14 protein-coding genes are annotated in these 15,306 nt (G+C 66.6%); 10 read left to right on the top strand and 4 right to left on the bottom strand.

Annotation, left to right across the window (positions count from 1 at the left end; genetic code table 11):
• The 4 genes from ACTHJR_RS08335 to ACTHJR_RS08350 form a co-directional block, all read left to right on the top strand.
• Window positions 1-2,097: glutamate synthase-related protein (locus ACTHJR_RS08335; RefSeq protein WP_440522664.1), on the top strand; the 2,097-nt coding region annotated here is incomplete at its 5' end.
• A gap of 56 nt (window positions 2,098-2,153) precedes the next feature.
• A complete protein-coding gene (locus ACTHJR_RS08340) occupies window positions 2,154-2,579 on the top strand; it encodes a hypothetical protein (protein ID WP_440522665.1) in 426 nt (141 codons plus the stop codon).
• Window positions 2,580-2,680: 101 nt separating this feature from the next.
• The gene (locus ACTHJR_RS08345) at window positions 2,681-3,238 is read left to right on the top strand and encodes a carboxymuconolactone decarboxylase family protein (protein ID WP_440522666.1); all 558 of its coding nucleotides are present in this window, start codon (window positions 2,681-2,683) and stop codon (window positions 3,236-3,238) included.
• On the top strand, window positions 3,235-4,023 hold the full coding sequence (locus ACTHJR_RS08350; RefSeq protein ID WP_440522667.1) for an SDR family NAD(P)-dependent oxidoreductase: 789 nt from the start codon (window positions 3,235-3,237) through the stop codon (window positions 4,021-4,023). Before ACTHJR_RS08345 ends, ACTHJR_RS08350 begins: the two co-directional genes overlap by 4 nt.
• On the opposite strand, the gene ACTHJR_RS08355 is transcribed toward ACTHJR_RS08350, so the two are convergent.
• Entirely contained in the window at window positions 4,020-4,505 is a 486-nt protein-coding gene (locus ACTHJR_RS08355; protein ID WP_440522668.1) for a hypothetical protein, read from the bottom strand. The genes ACTHJR_RS08350 and ACTHJR_RS08355 overlap by 4 nt on opposite strands.
• Before the next feature lie 37 nt (window positions 4,506-4,542).
• On the opposite strand from ACTHJR_RS08355, the gene ACTHJR_RS08360 reads away from it, so the two are divergent.
• The 3 genes from ACTHJR_RS08360 to ACTHJR_RS08370 are packed head-to-tail and all read left to right on the top strand — an operon-like array spanning window position 4,543 to window position 6,307.
• Complete coding sequence (locus ACTHJR_RS08360) at window positions 4,543-5,214, top strand: glutathione S-transferase family protein (protein WP_440522669.1); 672 nt, start codon at window positions 4,543-4,545, stop codon at window positions 5,212-5,214.
• A complete protein-coding gene (locus ACTHJR_RS08365; protein WP_440522670.1) occupies window positions 5,214-5,585 on the top strand; it encodes a tRNA-binding protein in 372 nt (123 codons plus the stop codon). The genes ACTHJR_RS08360 and ACTHJR_RS08365 overlap by 1 nt, the downstream gene beginning before the upstream one ends.
• 59 nt (window positions 5,586-5,644) lie before the next feature.
• Window positions 5,645-6,307, top strand: coding sequence for a DUF72 domain-containing protein (locus ACTHJR_RS08370; RefSeq protein ID WP_440522671.1), 663 nt, complete (start codon window positions 5,645-5,647; stop codon window positions 6,305-6,307).
• Window positions 6,308-6,406: 99 nt separating this feature from the next.
• On the opposite strand, the gene ACTHJR_RS08375 is transcribed toward ACTHJR_RS08370, so the two are convergent.
• The gene (locus tag ACTHJR_RS08375; protein ID WP_440522672.1) at window positions 6,407-6,847 is read right to left on the bottom strand and encodes a YidH family protein; all 441 of its coding nucleotides are present in this window, start codon (window positions 6,845-6,847) and stop codon (window positions 6,407-6,409) included.
• Between the two features lie 543 nt (window positions 6,848-7,390).
• Complete coding sequence (gene pepN, locus ACTHJR_RS08380) at window positions 7,391-9,991, bottom strand: aminopeptidase N (protein WP_440522673.1); 2,601 nt, start codon at window positions 9,989-9,991, stop codon at window positions 7,391-7,393.
• A gap of 379 nt (window positions 9,992-10,370) precedes the next feature.
• Here pepN and ACTHJR_RS08385 point away from each other — a divergent pair, with 379 nt between their 5' ends.
• The 3 genes from ACTHJR_RS08385 to ACTHJR_RS08395 all read left to right on the top strand — a co-directional run bounded on the left by ACTHJR_RS08385 (window position 10,371) and on the right by ACTHJR_RS08395 (window position 14,376).
• Window positions 10,371-12,065 (top strand): M28 family metallopeptidase, encoded by a 1,695-nt coding sequence (locus tag ACTHJR_RS08385; RefSeq protein ID WP_440522674.1) that lies wholly within the window; start codon window positions 10,371-10,373, stop codon window positions 12,063-12,065.
• Window positions 12,066-12,268: 203 nt separating this feature from the next.
• Window positions 12,269-13,459 (top strand): S53 family peptidase, encoded by a 1,191-nt coding sequence (locus tag ACTHJR_RS08390; RefSeq protein WP_440522675.1) that lies wholly within the window; start codon window positions 12,269-12,271, stop codon window positions 13,457-13,459.
• Between the two features lie 98 nt (window positions 13,460-13,557).
• Window positions 13,558-14,376 carry an NAD(P)-dependent oxidoreductase gene (locus ACTHJR_RS08395; RefSeq protein ID WP_440522676.1) on the top strand — a complete coding sequence of 273 codons (819 nt, stop codon included), beginning with the start codon at window positions 13,558-13,560 and terminating at the stop codon, window positions 14,374-14,376.
• On the opposite strand, the gene ACTHJR_RS08400 is transcribed toward ACTHJR_RS08395, so the two are convergent.
• Window positions 14,286-15,209, bottom strand: coding sequence for a DMT family transporter (locus ACTHJR_RS08400; protein ID WP_440522677.1), 924 nt, complete (start codon window positions 15,207-15,209; stop codon window positions 14,286-14,288). The genes ACTHJR_RS08395 and ACTHJR_RS08400 overlap by 91 nt on opposite strands.
• Between the last annotated feature and the right edge of the window lie 97 nt (window positions 15,210-15,306).

Genomic DNA, 15,306 nt, shown 5'->3' on the forward strand with positions numbered 1-15,306 from the left:
GGCGGCGAGACGCATGCCTATTCGGCGCAGCTGATGCATCTGCTGCAGACCGCGGTCGCGACCGACAGTTATTCGACCTACCAGAAATTCTCGCGCGGGGTCGCCGATCTGCCGCCGGTCTATCTGCGCGACCTGCTGCAGTTCAATTTCCCCGACGAGGGCCTGCCGGTCGATCAGGTCGAACCGATCACCGAGATCCGCAAGCGCTTCGTCACCCCGGGGATGAGCCTGGGTGCGCTGTCGCCCGAGGCGCACGAGACGCTGGCGATCGCGATGAACCGGATCGGCGCCAAGGCGGTGTCGGGCGAGGGCGGCGAGGACAAGGTCCGCTATCAGCCGTACGAAAATGGCGACAACGCCAATTCCGGGGTGAAGCAGATCGCCTCGGGCCGGTTCGGCGTGACCGCCGAATATCTCAACGCCTGCGACGAGATCGAGATCAAGGTCGCGCAGGGCGCCAAGCCCGGCGAGGGCGGGCAATTGCCCGGCTTCAAGGTCACCGAGTTCATCGCCAAATTGCGCCACGCCACGCCTGGGGTGACGTTGATCAGCCCGCCGCCGCATCACGACATCTATTCGATCGAGGATCTGGCGCAGCTCATCTACGATCTGAAGCAGATCAATCCGCGCGCCCGGGTGTGCGTGAAGCTGGTGAGCTCGGCCGGGATCGGCACGGTCGCCGCCGGCGTCGCCAAGGCTCATGCCGATGTCATCCTGGTCTCGGGCCATGTCGGCGGCACCGGCGCCTCGCCCCAGACCAGCATCAAATATGCCGGCACGCCGTGGGAAATGGGCCTGTCCGAAGTCAACCAGACGCTGACGCTCAACAGCTTGCGCGGCCGCGTGAAGCTCAGGACCGATGGCGGGCTCAAGACCGGGCGCGACATCGTCATCGCCGCGATCCTCGGCGCCGAGGAATTCGGCATCGGGACGCTCAGCCTGGTGGCGATGGGCTGCATCATGGTGCGGCAATGCCATTCGAACACCTGTCCGGTCGGCGTCTGCACCCAGGATGCCAAGCTGCGCGACAAGTTCACCGGTTCGCCGGAAAAGGTCATCAACCTGATGACTTTCATCGCCGAGGAAGTACGCGACATCCTGGCGCGGCTGGGCGTGCGCTCGCTCGACGAGGTGATCGGGCGCACCGAATTGCTCCGCCAGGTCAGCCGCGGCGCCGAACATCTCGACGACCTCGACTTGAACCCGATCCTGGCCAAGGTCGATGCCGACGAGAGCCAGCGGCGCTTCAGCCTCGATACTTGGCGCAACGAGGTGCCGGACAGCCTCGACGCGCAGATGATCAAGGACGCCGCGCACGTCTTTTCGCGCGGCGAGAAGATGCAGCTCACCTATTCGGTGCGGAACACGCATCGCGCGGTCGGCACGCGGCTGTCGTCGGAGATCACGCGCACCTTCGGCATGGACAAGCTCGCCGACGGCCATGTCACCGTGCGGTTGCGCGGCTCGGCCGGACAGAGCCTCGGCGCGTTCCTGTGCAAGGGCATCACGCTCGAAGTGTTCGGCGACGCCAACGACTATGTCGGCAAGGGCCTGTCGGGCGGCACGATCATCGTCCGCCCGGTGGTTTCCTCGCCCTTGGCGAGCCAGGAGAACACGATCGTCGGCAACACCGTGCTCTATGGCGCGACCAGCGGGCGGTTGTTCGCGGCGGGCCAGGCCGGCGAGCGCTTCGCGGTCAGGAATTCGGGCGCGACCGTGGTGGTCGAGGGCTGCGGCGCCAATGGCTGCGAGTACATGACCGGCGGCGTCGCGGTGGTGCTGGGCGCGGTCGGCGCCAATTTCGGCGCGGGCATGACCGGTGGCATGGCGTTCGTCTATGACGCGGGCAACAGCTTCGAGCGGCGGGCGAACGGCGACTCGATCGTCTGGCAACGGCTGGCGTCGGCGCATTGGGAAGCGACGCTCAGGAATTTGGTCCGCGCGCATGCGGCGGCGACCGACAGCGCCTGGTCGCAGGGAATCCTCGACGATTGGGACCGCGCGCGCGGCAAGTTCTGGCAAGTCGTGCCCAAGGAAATGCTCGACCGGCTGCCCCATTCGCTCGACGACCGGGAGGAACTTCAGGCGGCGGAGTAGAGTTGGCAGGCAATCGGTGCTATGACGACTCACCGAGTTTTGTCGGATGATGTGCCATGCGTAACTATATCCTGCTTCCTGTTCTCGCCCTGATCGCGACTCCCGCCGTCGCGCGCGACCGCGATGCGCCGCCGCCGCAACAGCCGCCGCTCGACGCCCGCGCCGCAGCGAACGCGCTCAACAACCCGATGGTCCAGAACGGCGTGGTCGGCCTGATCGACGCGCTGACCGACGCGGTGATGGAGACGCGGGTCGGCCCGATGGCGGCGATCGCGCCCAATTCGGACATTCGCCCGAACGACACGCTCGACAGCATGGCGGCCCGCCGCAATCCTTATTATCGCGACGACATCCATCGCGATGCCAAGGAAACCATGGCGACCGCCGGCCGCACGGCAAGGGCCGCGGCGGCGATGTCGGACGAGCTTCAGGCGACCGCCGCCCGGGTGCGTCGCGTGCTCGGAACGGCCAACCCCAACTGATTTTCCCGGAACGTCGGGTATGGCACGTCCGGTGGCGCCGCTGCCGGGCTTGTCGAATGGTGGGTATCGTTTACGCTCTCCCGAAACGCAGGAGAGGATGGATGAGGCTCAGCCAGCCACGCGTGGCGCCGCTCACCGATAGCGAGCTCGACGACGAGCAGCGCGAGTTGCTCGCGCCGTTCGGCGGGCGCGTGCTCAACATCTTCCGTACGATGGCCCGCGCGCCCAAGGCACTGAAGCGCTTCAACCTGTGGGGCGGATACATCTTGTCCGATCGCAATTCGCTGGCGCCGCGTGAGCGCGAGTTGCTGATCCTCCGTACCGGCTGGCTGTGCCGATCGGGCTATGAATGGGTCCAGCACACGCGGATCGGGCTGCAATCGGGACTGACGCAGCAAGAGATCGACCGTATCAAGCGCGGTCCCGATGCGCCGGGCTGGAGCAGGGCCGACAGTGCGCTGCTGCGCATCGCGGACGATCTGGTGCGCGATTTCTTCGTCAGCGACGCGACCTGGGCGGGACTCGGCGAATTGCGCGAGCGCCAGCGGATGGATGCCGTCTTCACCGTCGGCCAATACACCCAGGTGTCGATGTTCCTGAACAGCTTCGGCGTGCAACTCGACGAAGGGCAAATGCTCGATCCGGATTTTCCGCGATGACCGGGCGGGTGGCGGGGCGCGTCGCGTTGGTAATGGGGGCGGGCCAGGCGCCCGGCGCGACGATCGGCAATGGCCGGGCAATCGCCACCCTGCTCGCCCGCGAAGGCGCGAGCGTGCTGTGCGCCGACCGCGACCTCGCCCGCGCCGAGGAAACCGCGGCGGCGATCCGCGACGAGGCAGGCGACGCCCGTGCGATCGCTTGCGACGTCACCCGGCGCGCGGATTGCGAAGCGGCGGTCGCGGCGGCGGGTGCGCTCGACATCCTGGTCAACAATGTCGGGATCGGCGGCAATGACGGTCCCGCGCACAAGGTCGCCGAGGATGCGTTCGATCGCATCCTGTCGGTCAATCTCAAGGGCGTGCTTCATGGCATCGCCGCCGCGATCCCGGGCATGCGCGAGCGGCAACGCGGTGCGATCGTCAGCATCTCGTCGCTCGCCGGTATCGCCGGCTGGCAAATGGTCGCTTACGAGACGTCGAAGGCGGCGGTGAACCGGCTGACCCAGTCGACCGCGCTCGCCAACGCCAAATACGGCATTCGCGTCAACGCCGTGGCCCCCGGGCTGATGGACACGCCGATGGCGATCGACGGCATCGCTCGCGCCCGGGGGCTCGACCGCGAAGTGGTGCGCGCCGAACGCGCGGCGCGCGTGCCGTTGCTGGCGCGGATGGGCGATGCCTGGGACACGGCCGATGCGACGCTGTTCCTGGCGTCGGACGAAGCGAAGTTCGTGACCGGCGTGGTGCTGCCGGTCGACGGAGGGATGGGCGCGCGGATCGGTTAGGTCTCGGCCGGCCGCCGGGCGCGATTGCCGAGGAAGAAGGTCGAGGAGGTGCGCGGCAGCGCGCCGTTGAACACGAGCAACAGCGGCGACATCAGCATGACCGATACCAACGCATTCTCGTCGAGCGGATCGGCCAGGGCGAGCACGACCGGCGTCAACAGCGTCGCCGCCAGCGCCAGGATGGCAAGGAGCCGGTATAGGCCCGGCGACGCCAGGGCATAGGGCCTGATCGCCGCGGGTTGCTCGGCGACATCGGCGAGCAGGTCGAGCGCATCGTCTGCGGCGGCCGCGGCGACGCGGATGTGGATACCCTGAAGCGCGGTCACCATTGGCCCGTGCGCCGAAACATGGCGCCCTCCCAATGCGAACGCCGGGATGTCGTAATAGGCGAACATCGACAGCATCACCGCCGCTTCGGGCTGGCTCCAGGTGATCGCTACCGTCTCGAAGCGATCATCGATCGAATAGTCGCTCAAAGCCATCTTCCCCCGCCAGCCCGCAGCTTATAACAGCAATGAAATGTGGCAACTCCTCCAATTCCCGCTCTGTCCGTTCTCGCGCAAGGTCCGGCTGCTGCTCGGGGAAAAGGGGGTCGGCTATACGTTGGTGCGCGAGAACCCCTGGGAGCGGCGCGACGAGTTCATCGACATGAACCCGGCCGGCCAGACCCCGGTGATCACCGACGTGCAGCGCGATATCCGATTGATCGATTCGCTCGTCATCTGCGAATATTTCGAAGAGACGGTCGACAAGGCGCAGATGATCAACGGCACGGCGATCCAGCGGGCAGAGATCCGCCGGCTGGCGACGTGGTTCGACACCTTCTTCTTCCGCGATGTGACCGAACGCCTGCTCGGCGAGCGCGTCTTGAAGCGCATCGTCACCAAGGCGAGCCCCGACGCGCGCGTGCTGCGCGAGGCGATGAAGTCGGCGGTCGAATATCTCGATTACACCGATTATCTGCTCGACCGGCACAATTGGATGGGCGGCGCGACGCTCAGCCTCGCCGACCTGGCGGCGGCCGCACAGATTTCGGTCGCCGATTATCTCGGCGGGATCGACTGGAAGAACCACGAGCAGACCGCGCGCTGGTATGGCGGGATGAAGAGCCGCCCGAGCTTTCGGCCGTTGCTGAGCGAGCGGATGGAGGGGATTCCGGCGTCGCCGCATTATCACGACGTGAATTTCTGATGCATGTGACGCACGACAGCGCGGCGCCGGCCGCCGACACGATCGCCTTCGACGATTTCCTCAAGGTCGACATCCGCGTCGGCACGATCATCGCCGCCGATCCGTTCCCCGAGGCGCGCAAGCCGGCGTTCAAACTTACGATCGATTTCGGCGAGCCGATCGGCATCAAGCGCTCGTCGGCGCAGATCACCGAACATTACACGCTCGAGGATCTTGTCGGGCGGCAGGTCGCGGCGGTGGTCAATTTCCCGCCGCGCCAGATCGGGCCGATGCGTTCCGAGGTGCTGACGCTCGGGTTTCCGGACGCCGATGGCAAGGTCGTGCTGATCGGCCCGAGCGAGGCGGTCCCGAACGGAGGACGGTTGTTCTGACCGTCCGGATCGGCACGGCAGGCTGGTCGATCCCGCGCCTCGCGGCGGACGCGTTCCCCGTGTCGGACAGCGGTCTCGAGCGCTACGCCGCCGTCTTCAACGCGGCCGAGATCAATTCGACTTTCTATCGGCCGCATCGCCGCTCGACCTACGAGCGCTGGGCGGCGAGCGTGCCCGCCGATTTCGCCTTCGCGGTGAAATTGCCCAGGACGATCACGCACGAGGCCCGCCTCATCGCCGCCGAAGCGCCGTTGGCTCGCTTTCTGGAAGAAACGGATGGCTTGGGGAAGAAACGGGGCCCGATCCTGATCCAGTTGCCGCCCAGTCTGGCCTTCGAACCCGCGATCGCCACCGATTTCTTCGCGTTGCTTCGCGACCGCACGGCGAACGATGCCGCCTGCGAGCCGCGCCATCGCAGTTGGTTCGCGCGCGAGGCTGACGAGCTTCTGGCCCGGTATCGGGTCGCTCGCGTCGCGGCCGACCCGGCGCCCACCCCCGGGGCAGATCAGCCGGGCGGATGGCTCGGCCTGCGGTACTCGCGATGGCATGGATCGCCGCAAATGTATCGATCGGCTTATGACGCGGGGGATATCGAGCGCCTCGCAACCGAGTTGCGCCGCATAGCGGCCGACGGCTGGGCGATCTTCGACAACACGATGACCGGCGCGGCGACGCTCAACGCGTTGTCGCTGCGTGAAGCGATCGGAGATCCTCTCCCTTGACGGGAACTCGAGGTAAACAGTCCCCCGCGCTGTTGAGGCCATGCCGGGGGGGCATGGCCGACCCCGAACTCCCGCAAGGGGAGAGGGATACGAACAACTCTACCGCGCCGCCACCACCCCGACGAACGCGGCCAGCGTCACCAGCACCAGGAATCCGTTGATCGCGATCAACAGTGCCGCTGGCATCCGCCGCGCGCGGGGCTTCGGCGGTTGCACGCTCGGCCACATCTCGCGCCACACCGCCGCGACGAAGCAGAAGCCCGCGAACAGCTCGAGCATCGCGCCGGTCGACCGGATCAGCCAGGCGGTGACGATGCCATCGAGCAACGCGCGGGCGCCGATGCCCGAGGCTAGTGCCGCCAAGCCGGTACGCACCCAGGCGGCATAGGTCCGCTCGGCGGCGAAGATCGTGCGATCGGCGGCAAGCTCGGTGCGCCGGTCGGCGCTATCGAGCTGTTGAGTCGCGCTTTCCTTGAGCGCGACCGCCGATTGCTTGATCTTTTCCTGCGTCCTGCGCGCCTGGATTTGCGGGTCGGCCATGCCGGTCACAACGAAGCAACCGGCTCGGGGTGCCCTTAACCTGGCGGGGCTCGATACTAGTCGAGGCCGCGGCGCCTTGCCTTCAGCAACCTGCGTAACTCGCGCCAGCGACGCCTGTGCGACAGATTATCCTGGTTGGACAGGAGGCTGGTGAACTCAGCGACTACCTCCGGGGCGATCGATCGACTCGACGAAGAGGACGTACGCGCTTTTCTGCCCACACGCGCGACCCGTGCTTTGGCCTTGCGCTGCAAAACCTCTCCTAATGCCGTGTCGGGAGCCTTCGTCCAACCGCCCACACGCTCGATATCGTGCGTAAGGGAACTCTCCGCGAGGGCTGCTTGCGTCTCTCCGATCCGTTCGATCACCTTGAGCGCATGCGCCGCCTTGCGTCGCGATTTACGACTTTCCCCCGCCTTGCGCGCGGGGATCGCCTTGCGCGCCGCCTTTTCGTTCTCGCCATAGGTGTTGCGGCGATCGCGAGCGTAGCTCAGCGCCTTCTTTTTCGCGGGGTCGCGCAGGGGCTTGGCGTCGTCGATCGGACTAACCCTCCAGGCTCTTCGACGCCTGCTCGAACAGATCCTTGCTCAACCCGGGCACCGCGAGGATGCGTTCGAGTTCCGCTTTCATCAGCGCGGCGCGGGTCTCGTCGAACCGCCGCCAGCGGCCGAGCGGTGGCAGCAGTTTCGCCGCGGTCTGCGGGTTGAGGCGATCGAGCGCGATCAGATTGTCGGCCAGGAAGCGATAGCCGGCCCCGCCCGCGGCGTGGAACGCACGCTGGTTGACGCTGAACGCCCCGATCAGCGAGCGCGCGCGATTGGGATTGGCCAAGGTGAAATCGGGGTGCCGTGCCAGTTCCTCCACCACCGCCGGCGTATCGTCGCGTGCCGACAGGGCCTGGGTCTGGAACCATTTGTCGAGCACCAGCGCGTCGGTCGAATAGCGATTGTAGAAGATGTCGAGCGCCGCGACGCGCTTGTCCGAATTGCCGCTGGCGAGCGTGGTCAGCGCCCCCATGCGGTCGGTCATGTTGTCCGCCTTCTCGAATTGCGCAAAGGCGACGTCGAAGGCGTCCTCGGCGCCCGAGGCGGCGATATAGCCGAGCGCCACGGTGCGCATCCGGCGATCGGCCTTGGCCGCCGGCGAATAGACGAACGGCGCGTCGGTCGAGGCGTCGGCATAGGCCTGGCGCCACAGCGGCGCGAGCGTCTTGCCGAGATCGCGGCGCAACGCCTCGCGGGCACGGAACACCGCCTCGGGATCGACCGTCTCGAACTGGTCGCCGATGAAGCTGTCCGACGGCAGCAGCACCGCCTCGGCGACGAAGGCGTGATCGAGCGCGGGATCCTCGAGCGTGCGGCGCACCGCCTCGATCACCGGGCCATGATCGGCGCGGCCGAGCTCGGTCGCGGTCACCAGGGTATCGAGCATCAATTGCTGCATCGCCTCGTAGCGGGCGAACGGATCGTCGTCGTGCGCCGACAGGAAGGCGAGGTCGGCGGCGGATCGGTCGCTCTCGACGATCACCGGGGCGGAGAAGCCGCGATTGATCGACAGCACCGGCGCCTCGCTCACGCCCTCGAACACGATCTCGCTCTCCGGCTGGTCGAGCAGATAGAGCTGCTCCTCGCCAAGCGCCGCGCCGGTCGCGCCGCCGAACAATTTGATCTTGAGCGGCAGGACCATCGGCTGCTTGTCCGCCTGCCCGGGAGTCGGCGGCGTGCGCTGGGCCAGGCGCAAGGTGGCGCGGCCCGATCCTGCATCATGATCGAGCGCGGCGGAGACGCGCGGCGTGCCGGCTTGCGAATACCAGCGGCGGAACTGGGCGAAGTCGGCCCGGCCGCCTTCCTCCATGCAGCGGACGAAATCCTCGCAGGTCGCCGCGGTCCCGTCGAACCGGTCGAAATAGAGGTCGGTCGCGGTGCGGAAGCGATCCTTGCCCAGGATCGTCGCCATCATCCGGATCAGCTCGGCGCCCTTGTTGTAGATCGTCGCGGTATAGAAGTTCGAGATCTCGATATAGCTTTCGGGGCGCACGGGGTGGGCGAGCGGGCCATTGTCTTCGGGAAACTGGCTCGCGCGCAGGCTGCGCACATCCTCGATTCGCTTGACCGCCGCCGATCCCTGGTCGGCGGAGAAGCTCTGGTCGCGAAAGACGGTGAAGCCTTCCTTGAGGCTCAGTTGGAACCAGTCGCGGCAGGTGACGCGATTGCCCGACCAATTGTGGAAATATTCGTGCGCGACGACCGCGGCGATCGCGTCGTAATCGTAATCGGTCGCGGTGTCGGGATCGGCCAGGATATAGCGACTGTTGAAGATGTTCAGCCCCTTGTTCTCCATCGCGCCGAAATTGAAATCGTCGACCGCGACGATGTTGAACACGTCGAGATCGTATTCGCGGCCATAGACCTGCTCGTCCCAGGCCATCGCCAGCTGGAGCGCGTGGAGCGCGTGCTCGGTCTTCGCCAGATCGGCCTTGCGCACCCAGATGCCGAGCTCGACCGTGCGCCCCGACATGGTGGTGAAGGTCGCGCGATTGGCGGCGAGATCGCCCGCGACCATCGCGAATAGGTAGCTCGGCTTGGGGAAGGGATCGCGCCACTCGGCCCAATGGCGGCCGTCGCCCAAATCGCCCGAGGCGATCGGATCGCCATTGGCGAGCAGGATCGGAAAGCGTTTCTTGTCGGCGGTCATCTTCACCGAATAGCGCGCCAGCACGTCCGGCCGGTCGGGGAAGAACGTGATACGGCGGAAGCCTTCCGCCTCGCACTGCGTGCAGAGGTTTCCGCCGGACGCGTAGAGGCCCATCAATTGGGTGTTGCGATCGGGATGGATCTCGACCTCGGTCTCGACACGATGCCGGCCGGTCGGCAGGTCGATGACCAGTTGGTCGTCTTCCATCCGCCAGTCGTTGTGCGGATTGCCGTCGACACTGACCGAAAGCGGCGAGAAGCCGCCGCCATCGAGCCGGAGCGGCCGATCGTGATCGCCGTTGCGCGTCACGTCGAGTGCCGCCCTCACCCGCGTGGTGGCTGGATCGAGATCGACATCGAGCGCGATGTCCGGAACCAGCCAATCGGGCGCCTGATAGTCCTCGCGACGCGTGACCGATGGATTGGCGAGGGCGGATTGGGCGTCGATCATGTGGTTTCCGTGCGGTTCTACGTTATGGCTGTATCACTCGCACAAGACGCGATTGCCAACCTTATCCGGTCTGCTAGGGCCCGAGCTCGGCCACCGCAACGGCAGTGATCGCCCGGAGAGCGGCGCTGGCAAGGAGCGCGGCGCAGTCGCGTAGCCAAAGCTACGCGCTAGCAAGCGACGAAGACCAGCGCCGCTCTCCGGACGACCGCTTCGCGGCGGGCACCTTTTGGCGCACAGGGGCGTCGCTCGTCGATCACGATGCTTTGGCATCGCTCTCTCCTCGGTCCTACCTGCGCACCAAAATTCGCTCCGTCACAGCGGTTGCGGTGGCCGAGTTCGGACCCTAAGCCCCGTGACCGGGACAGCCAAGAGGAAAGCCATGTTCAGACTGATCGGCGCAGCCGCATTGATGCTCGCCGCCGGGACCGCGGTTGCGCAGACCGATGGGGCCGTTCCGATCGAGCCGATCGCTCCCCAGAAGGAAAGCGCGGCATCGATCAACGCGCGGGTCAACGCAACGCTCCCCGCCGATCAGGCGGCGATGATAGCGCACGTCATGTTCCTGGCGTCCGACGCGATGCGCGGGCGCGAGGCGGGGAGCCATGAATTCGATATCGCCGCGCAATATGTCGCGGCGCAATTCTACGCCGCCGGCTTGCGCCCCGCCGGCGACGAGGGCGGCTATCTGCAGCACGTGCCGCTGATCGGCTACAAGCTCGCCGACAAGGGCAATTTCGTCTGGACGCCGGCCGGCGGCCAGCCGCAGACCCTGGTGTTCGGCCAGGATTTCGTGCCTTCGCCCAACGCGGCCAAGGCGGAAACCACCCTGACGGCGCCGATCGTGTTCGTCGGCTACGGCATCGTCGCGCCCGATTATAAGCGCGACGATTATCGTGGCGTCGACGTGAAGGGAAAGATCGTCGCCTTCGTCGGCGGCGCGCCGACCAATTACGACGGCGAGGAACGCGCCTTCTTCTCGGGCGCGGCGACCAAGGCGCGGATCGCCGCCGAGCATGGCGCCATTGGTGCCATTCAGATCGAAAGCCCGCGCATCGGTCGCGCCAGCTTCCCGGTGTCCGCGCTGGCGCGGCTGTGGGACCGCGAGCGCGTGACCTGGTCCACCGGCAAGGCGACCGGCGGCGCCGACGGCGTTCCCGTACTCGGCACCGTGTCGGCCACTGCCGCAGCCAGGATGTTCGCCGGCGCGACGACGAGCTGGGATCAGGTGCGCAAGGCGGCGGACAGCGACAATGCCGTCTTCAAGCCGGTCGTGCTCAAGGGCAGCCTGTCGGTTGCGATCAAGACCGAGACCCGGCCGATGCCGTCGTCGAACGTGATCGGCGTCATCCCGGGCAGCGACCCCGCGCTCAAGGACCAGGTCGTCATCCTGTCGGCGCATCTCGACCATATCGGCGTTGGCCGGCCCGACAAGACCGGCGATACGATCAACAACGGCGCCGAGGACAATGCCATCGGCATCGCCAGCTTGATCGAGGAAGCCAAGCGTTTCGCCGCCTCGGGCAAGCCGCCGCGCCGGACCGTCATGTTCCTGGCGGTGACCGCCGAGGAAAAGGGGCTGGTCGGCTCCGACTATTTCGCCAACAACCCGACCGTCCCGCTCAAGTCGATCGTCGCCGACGTCAATCTCGACATGCCGCTGATCACCTATCCGTTCGAGGACATGGTGGTGTTCGGCGCGCCGCGCTCCACGCTGGGCCCGATCGTCGAGCGCGCGGTCGCCTCGGTCGGGGTGTCCATGTCGCCCGACCCGATGCCGGAGGAAGGCATCTTCGTCCGTTCCGACCATTTCCGCTTCGTCCAGAAGGGCATTCCCTCGGTTTTCCTGTGGCCGGGCGAAAAGGGGCCGGGCAAGGCCGCGTGGGCCGATTTCATGGCCAATCATTATCACCGGCCGTCGGATGACCTTTCCCAGCCGCTCGACTGGGCGCAGGGCGTGCGCTTCGTGACGGTCAATTACACGATCGCGCGAGAGATCGCCGATAACGATGACCGGCCGCGCTGGAACAAGGCCGATTATTTCGGCGGCTATTTCGGTGGCGTCGGTGCGAAATAGGGCGGAACGGTCGCGTGGGGCCAGAGGGATATTTGGTTTGGTCGTCGGATACCGAGGAGGTCTTGCCGGACGATTGCGAATAGCCAAGGAAACCAAATATAACGATGGTTATATAATCATTTAGGCATTTAATTCGATTGCCGGGCGGGGGCGGCCATGCAAGATTGACGCGCTATCGACATGGTGTCGATGAGGAGAGGGGCATGAAACGTCTTGCTGCTTCGATCGCGGCGTTCGCACTCATGGCCGGCGTTCCGGCAAGCCTGCTTCAAGCACAATCGGCCCAGGGCCTGCTGAAGTCCGGTAACGTCTATCACGCGGCGGTTTGCCCGGGCCCCGTCGGCCCGGAGACGGCGCGGTGCCACGCTCGGATCGTCACCGACGACAAGGGCAAGCCGATCGAGCGCGACGCCGGGCCCAATGTCACGCCGTCGGGGCTCAAGCCGGCCGACCTGCGCGCGGCCTATAATATCACCGGTCAAGGCAGCAGCACGACCACCGTCGCGATCGTGGACGCTTATGGCTACACCAATGCCGAAAGCGATCTGGCGACCTATCGCTCGACCTTCGGCCTGCCCGCCTGCACCACCGGGAACGGCTGTTTCGCCAAATACAACCAGGCCGGCGTGAAGGGTAGTTATCCGCGCCAGAACAATGGTTGGGCCCAGGAAACCGCACTCGATCTCGACATGGTCAGCGCGATGTGCCCGGGGTGCAAGATCATCCTGGTCGAGGCCAATTCGGCGAGCTTCGCCGATCTGGCGGCGGCGGTGAATACCGCGGCGTCGCTGGGCGCACGCGTCATCAGCAACAGCTACGGCGGCGGCGAGAGCGGATCGCAGGCCTATGAATCGGCCTATGACCATATCGGCGTGGCGGTCACCGTCAGTTCCGGCGACAATGGTTACGGCGTGCAGTTTCCCGCGTCCTCGCCGCACGTCATCGCGGTCGGCGGCACATCGCTCAAGCGCAATACCAGCGCGCGCGGTTGGGGCGAAACGGCCTGGAGCGGCGCCGGCAGCGGCTGCAGCACGATCTACAGCAAGCCGAGCTGGCAGCTCGACGGCGGCTGCGCGATGCGGATGGAGGCCGATGTCTCGGCCGTCGCCGACCCGGCGACCGGCGTCGCGGTCTATGGACCCGGCAATGGCGGCAAGCCGGCCTGGCTGGTGTTCGGCGGCACCAGCGTCGCCGCGCCGCTGATCGGCGGCATCTACGGGGTGAACGGCGCCGCGGTGAATTACGGCAGCGATCCCTATGCGCACACCGGCGCGCTGTACGACGTGACGTCGGGCAGCAACGGCAGTTGCGGCGGGACGTATTTCTGCACCGCGCGCGCGGGCTATGACGGGCCCACCGGGCTCGGCACGCCCAATGGAATAACCGCTTTCTAAAACGAACCGGACGAGCGTATCGCGGCGGATATGCCGTCGATACGCTCTTCCGGATATGCCCGCTCCACCCGACGCCGGCCGGTTCGCGGCTGAGCGCCTTGGCCAGGATCCTGATCTTCGGGCTAGGCTATGCGGCGAGCGCCATCGCCACCCGGCTCGACGGGTGGGAGATCGCCGCGACGGGAAGCGCAGGCAACCTCGATTTCGATGACCGCGAGCGCGTGATCGCGGCGATCGATCAGGCGACGCACATCCTGTCCTCGGTGCCGCCGGGCGAGGTCGACCCGGTGCTCGCGCGCTACGGGGCGGCGCTGGCGGACGGCGGTAAATGGCTCGGCTATCTGTCCTCGACCGGCGTCTATGGCGATGCCGGCGGTGCCTGGGTCGACGAAAGCGCGCCGATCCGCGGACGGCGCGAGGCGCGCAATCGCGCCGATGCCGACTGGCTGTCGTTGGGCGCGCGCGTGTTCAGGCTGCCCGGCATCTACGGGCCCGGCCGATCGCCGCTCGACCGCGTGCGGGCGGGGCGCGCGCATCGCACCGGCATCACCGGGCAAGTGTTCAGCCGCATCCATGTCGACGATCTTGCCGCGGGCGTGCTCGCCGGATTCGAGGCGCCGCCGGGGGCGTACAATCTCGCCGACGACCTGCCGGCGAGCCAGGATAGGGTAATCGAGTTCGCGGCGTCGTTGCTCGGCATTGCGCCGCCATCGATCGTGCCGCTCGATACGCTGACGCCGGAGGCGCGTGCCTTTCATGCCGAGAACCGGCGCGTCTCGAACCTCAAGGCGAAGCGGGCGCTCGGCTGGCGGCCGGCCTATGCCGATTACCGGTTGGGCCTGCGCGCCTTGAGCGCGATGATCAGCCCGAACGCGGCGAGCGCGGCGCCGCCGATCGCCAGGCCCGACCAGCGATAGCCCTCGAACAGGGTCGACAGCATCATCGCGATGACCGGGACGATCACGCTCGAATAGGCCGCCTTGGCCGGGCCGATCGCGCGCAGCACGCCGAAATAGAGCGGGAAGGCGAGCGCCGAGGCGAACACGCCGAGATAGAGAATACCGAGCAGATAGACCGCGCGATGCTCGATCACCGGGGGGCCGACGGTCGCATAGGCGAACAGCGCGTCGAGCGCGGCGCCGACCAGCATCGCCACCGCCAGCATCGTGCCCATCGGGTATCTGGCGGCGGTCGGGGTCGCCTGCATGACGTTGGCGGTCGAGGCTGACAGGATCGCGCACAACGTGAAGCCGATCCCGGCGAGCACCTGGCCCGGCCCATGCGGATCGACCTGCGCCTCGCGCACGAACAGCAGGACCACGCCGGCCATCGCGACGGCCGAGCCGATCATCAGCTGACGCCCCAGCTTCTGGCCGAGGAAGATTCGCCCGAACAGCGCGTTGGGAATCAGCAGCATCGCGAACACGACCGAGACCAGGCCCGAGGTGACATGTTCCTCCGCGCGATAGACGAAATTGAAATTGAGGCAGAATTGCATCAGCCCCAGCACCGCGGAGAAGGCGAAGCCGCGCACGCCCATCCGCCAGCTGTCTCGCCGCCATACCGCCCATCCGGCCATGCAGATGCCGGCGACGAGGAAGCGATAGGTCACCGACCAGCTCGGCGGCACGACCGCCAATTGGTCGCGGATCACCAGCCAGGTCGATCCCCAGATCAGCGTGACGATGCCGAACGGCACCAGCACGGCGAGCGTGGTGGAGCGGGGCTTGATGTCGGGCGGCTGGAGCACGCGCCCGCTCTACTCCGGTAGGCGGCAGCAACAACCCGGCTTGTGCTTGTGCGGTGACAAGCTGGGCCTATGGACCCGAGGAGTACCCTCTCCCGCG

Origin of the sequence: Sphingomonas sp. (assembly GCF_051962185.1) — a bacterium.
GTDB lineage: Bacteria > Pseudomonadota > Alphaproteobacteria > Sphingomonadales > Sphingomonadaceae > Sphingomonas.

Bases quoted from the DNA above. Each gene is read 5' to 3' on its own strand.
- ACTHJR_RS08390 (WP_440522675.1), top strand. From the start codon at position 12,269: ATGAAACGTCTTGCTGCTTCGATCGCGGCGTTCGCACTCATGGCCGGC.
- ACTHJR_RS08350 (WP_440522667.1), top strand. From the start codon at position 3,235: ATGACCGGGCGGGTGGCGGGGCGCGTCGCGTTGGTAATGGGGGCGGGC.
- ACTHJR_RS08385 (WP_440522674.1), top strand. From the start codon at position 10,371: ATGTTCAGACTGATCGGCGCAGCCGCATTGATGCTCGCCGCCGGGACC.
- ACTHJR_RS08360 (WP_440522669.1), top strand. From the start codon at position 4,543: ATGTGGCAACTCCTCCAATTCCCGCTCTGTCCGTTCTCGCGCAAGGTC.
- pepN (WP_440522673.1), bottom strand. From the start codon at position 9,991: ATGATCGACGCCCAATCCGCCCTCGCCAATCCATCGGTCACGCGTCGC.
- ACTHJR_RS08375 (WP_440522672.1), bottom strand. From the start codon at position 6,847: ATGGCCGACCCGCAAATCCAGGCGCGCAGGACGCAGGAAAAGATCAAG.
- ACTHJR_RS08345 (WP_440522666.1), top strand. From the start codon at position 2,681: ATGAGGCTCAGCCAGCCACGCGTGGCGCCGCTCACCGATAGCGAGCTC.
- ACTHJR_RS08365 (WP_440522670.1), top strand. From the start codon at position 5,214: ATGCATGTGACGCACGACAGCGCGGCGCCGGCCGCCGACACGATCGCC.
- ACTHJR_RS08340 (WP_440522665.1), top strand. From the start codon at position 2,154: ATGCGTAACTATATCCTGCTTCCTGTTCTCGCCCTGATCGCGACTCCC.
- ACTHJR_RS08355 (WP_440522668.1), bottom strand. From the start codon at position 4,505: ATGGCTTTGAGCGACTATTCGATCGATGATCGCTTCGAGACGGTAGCG.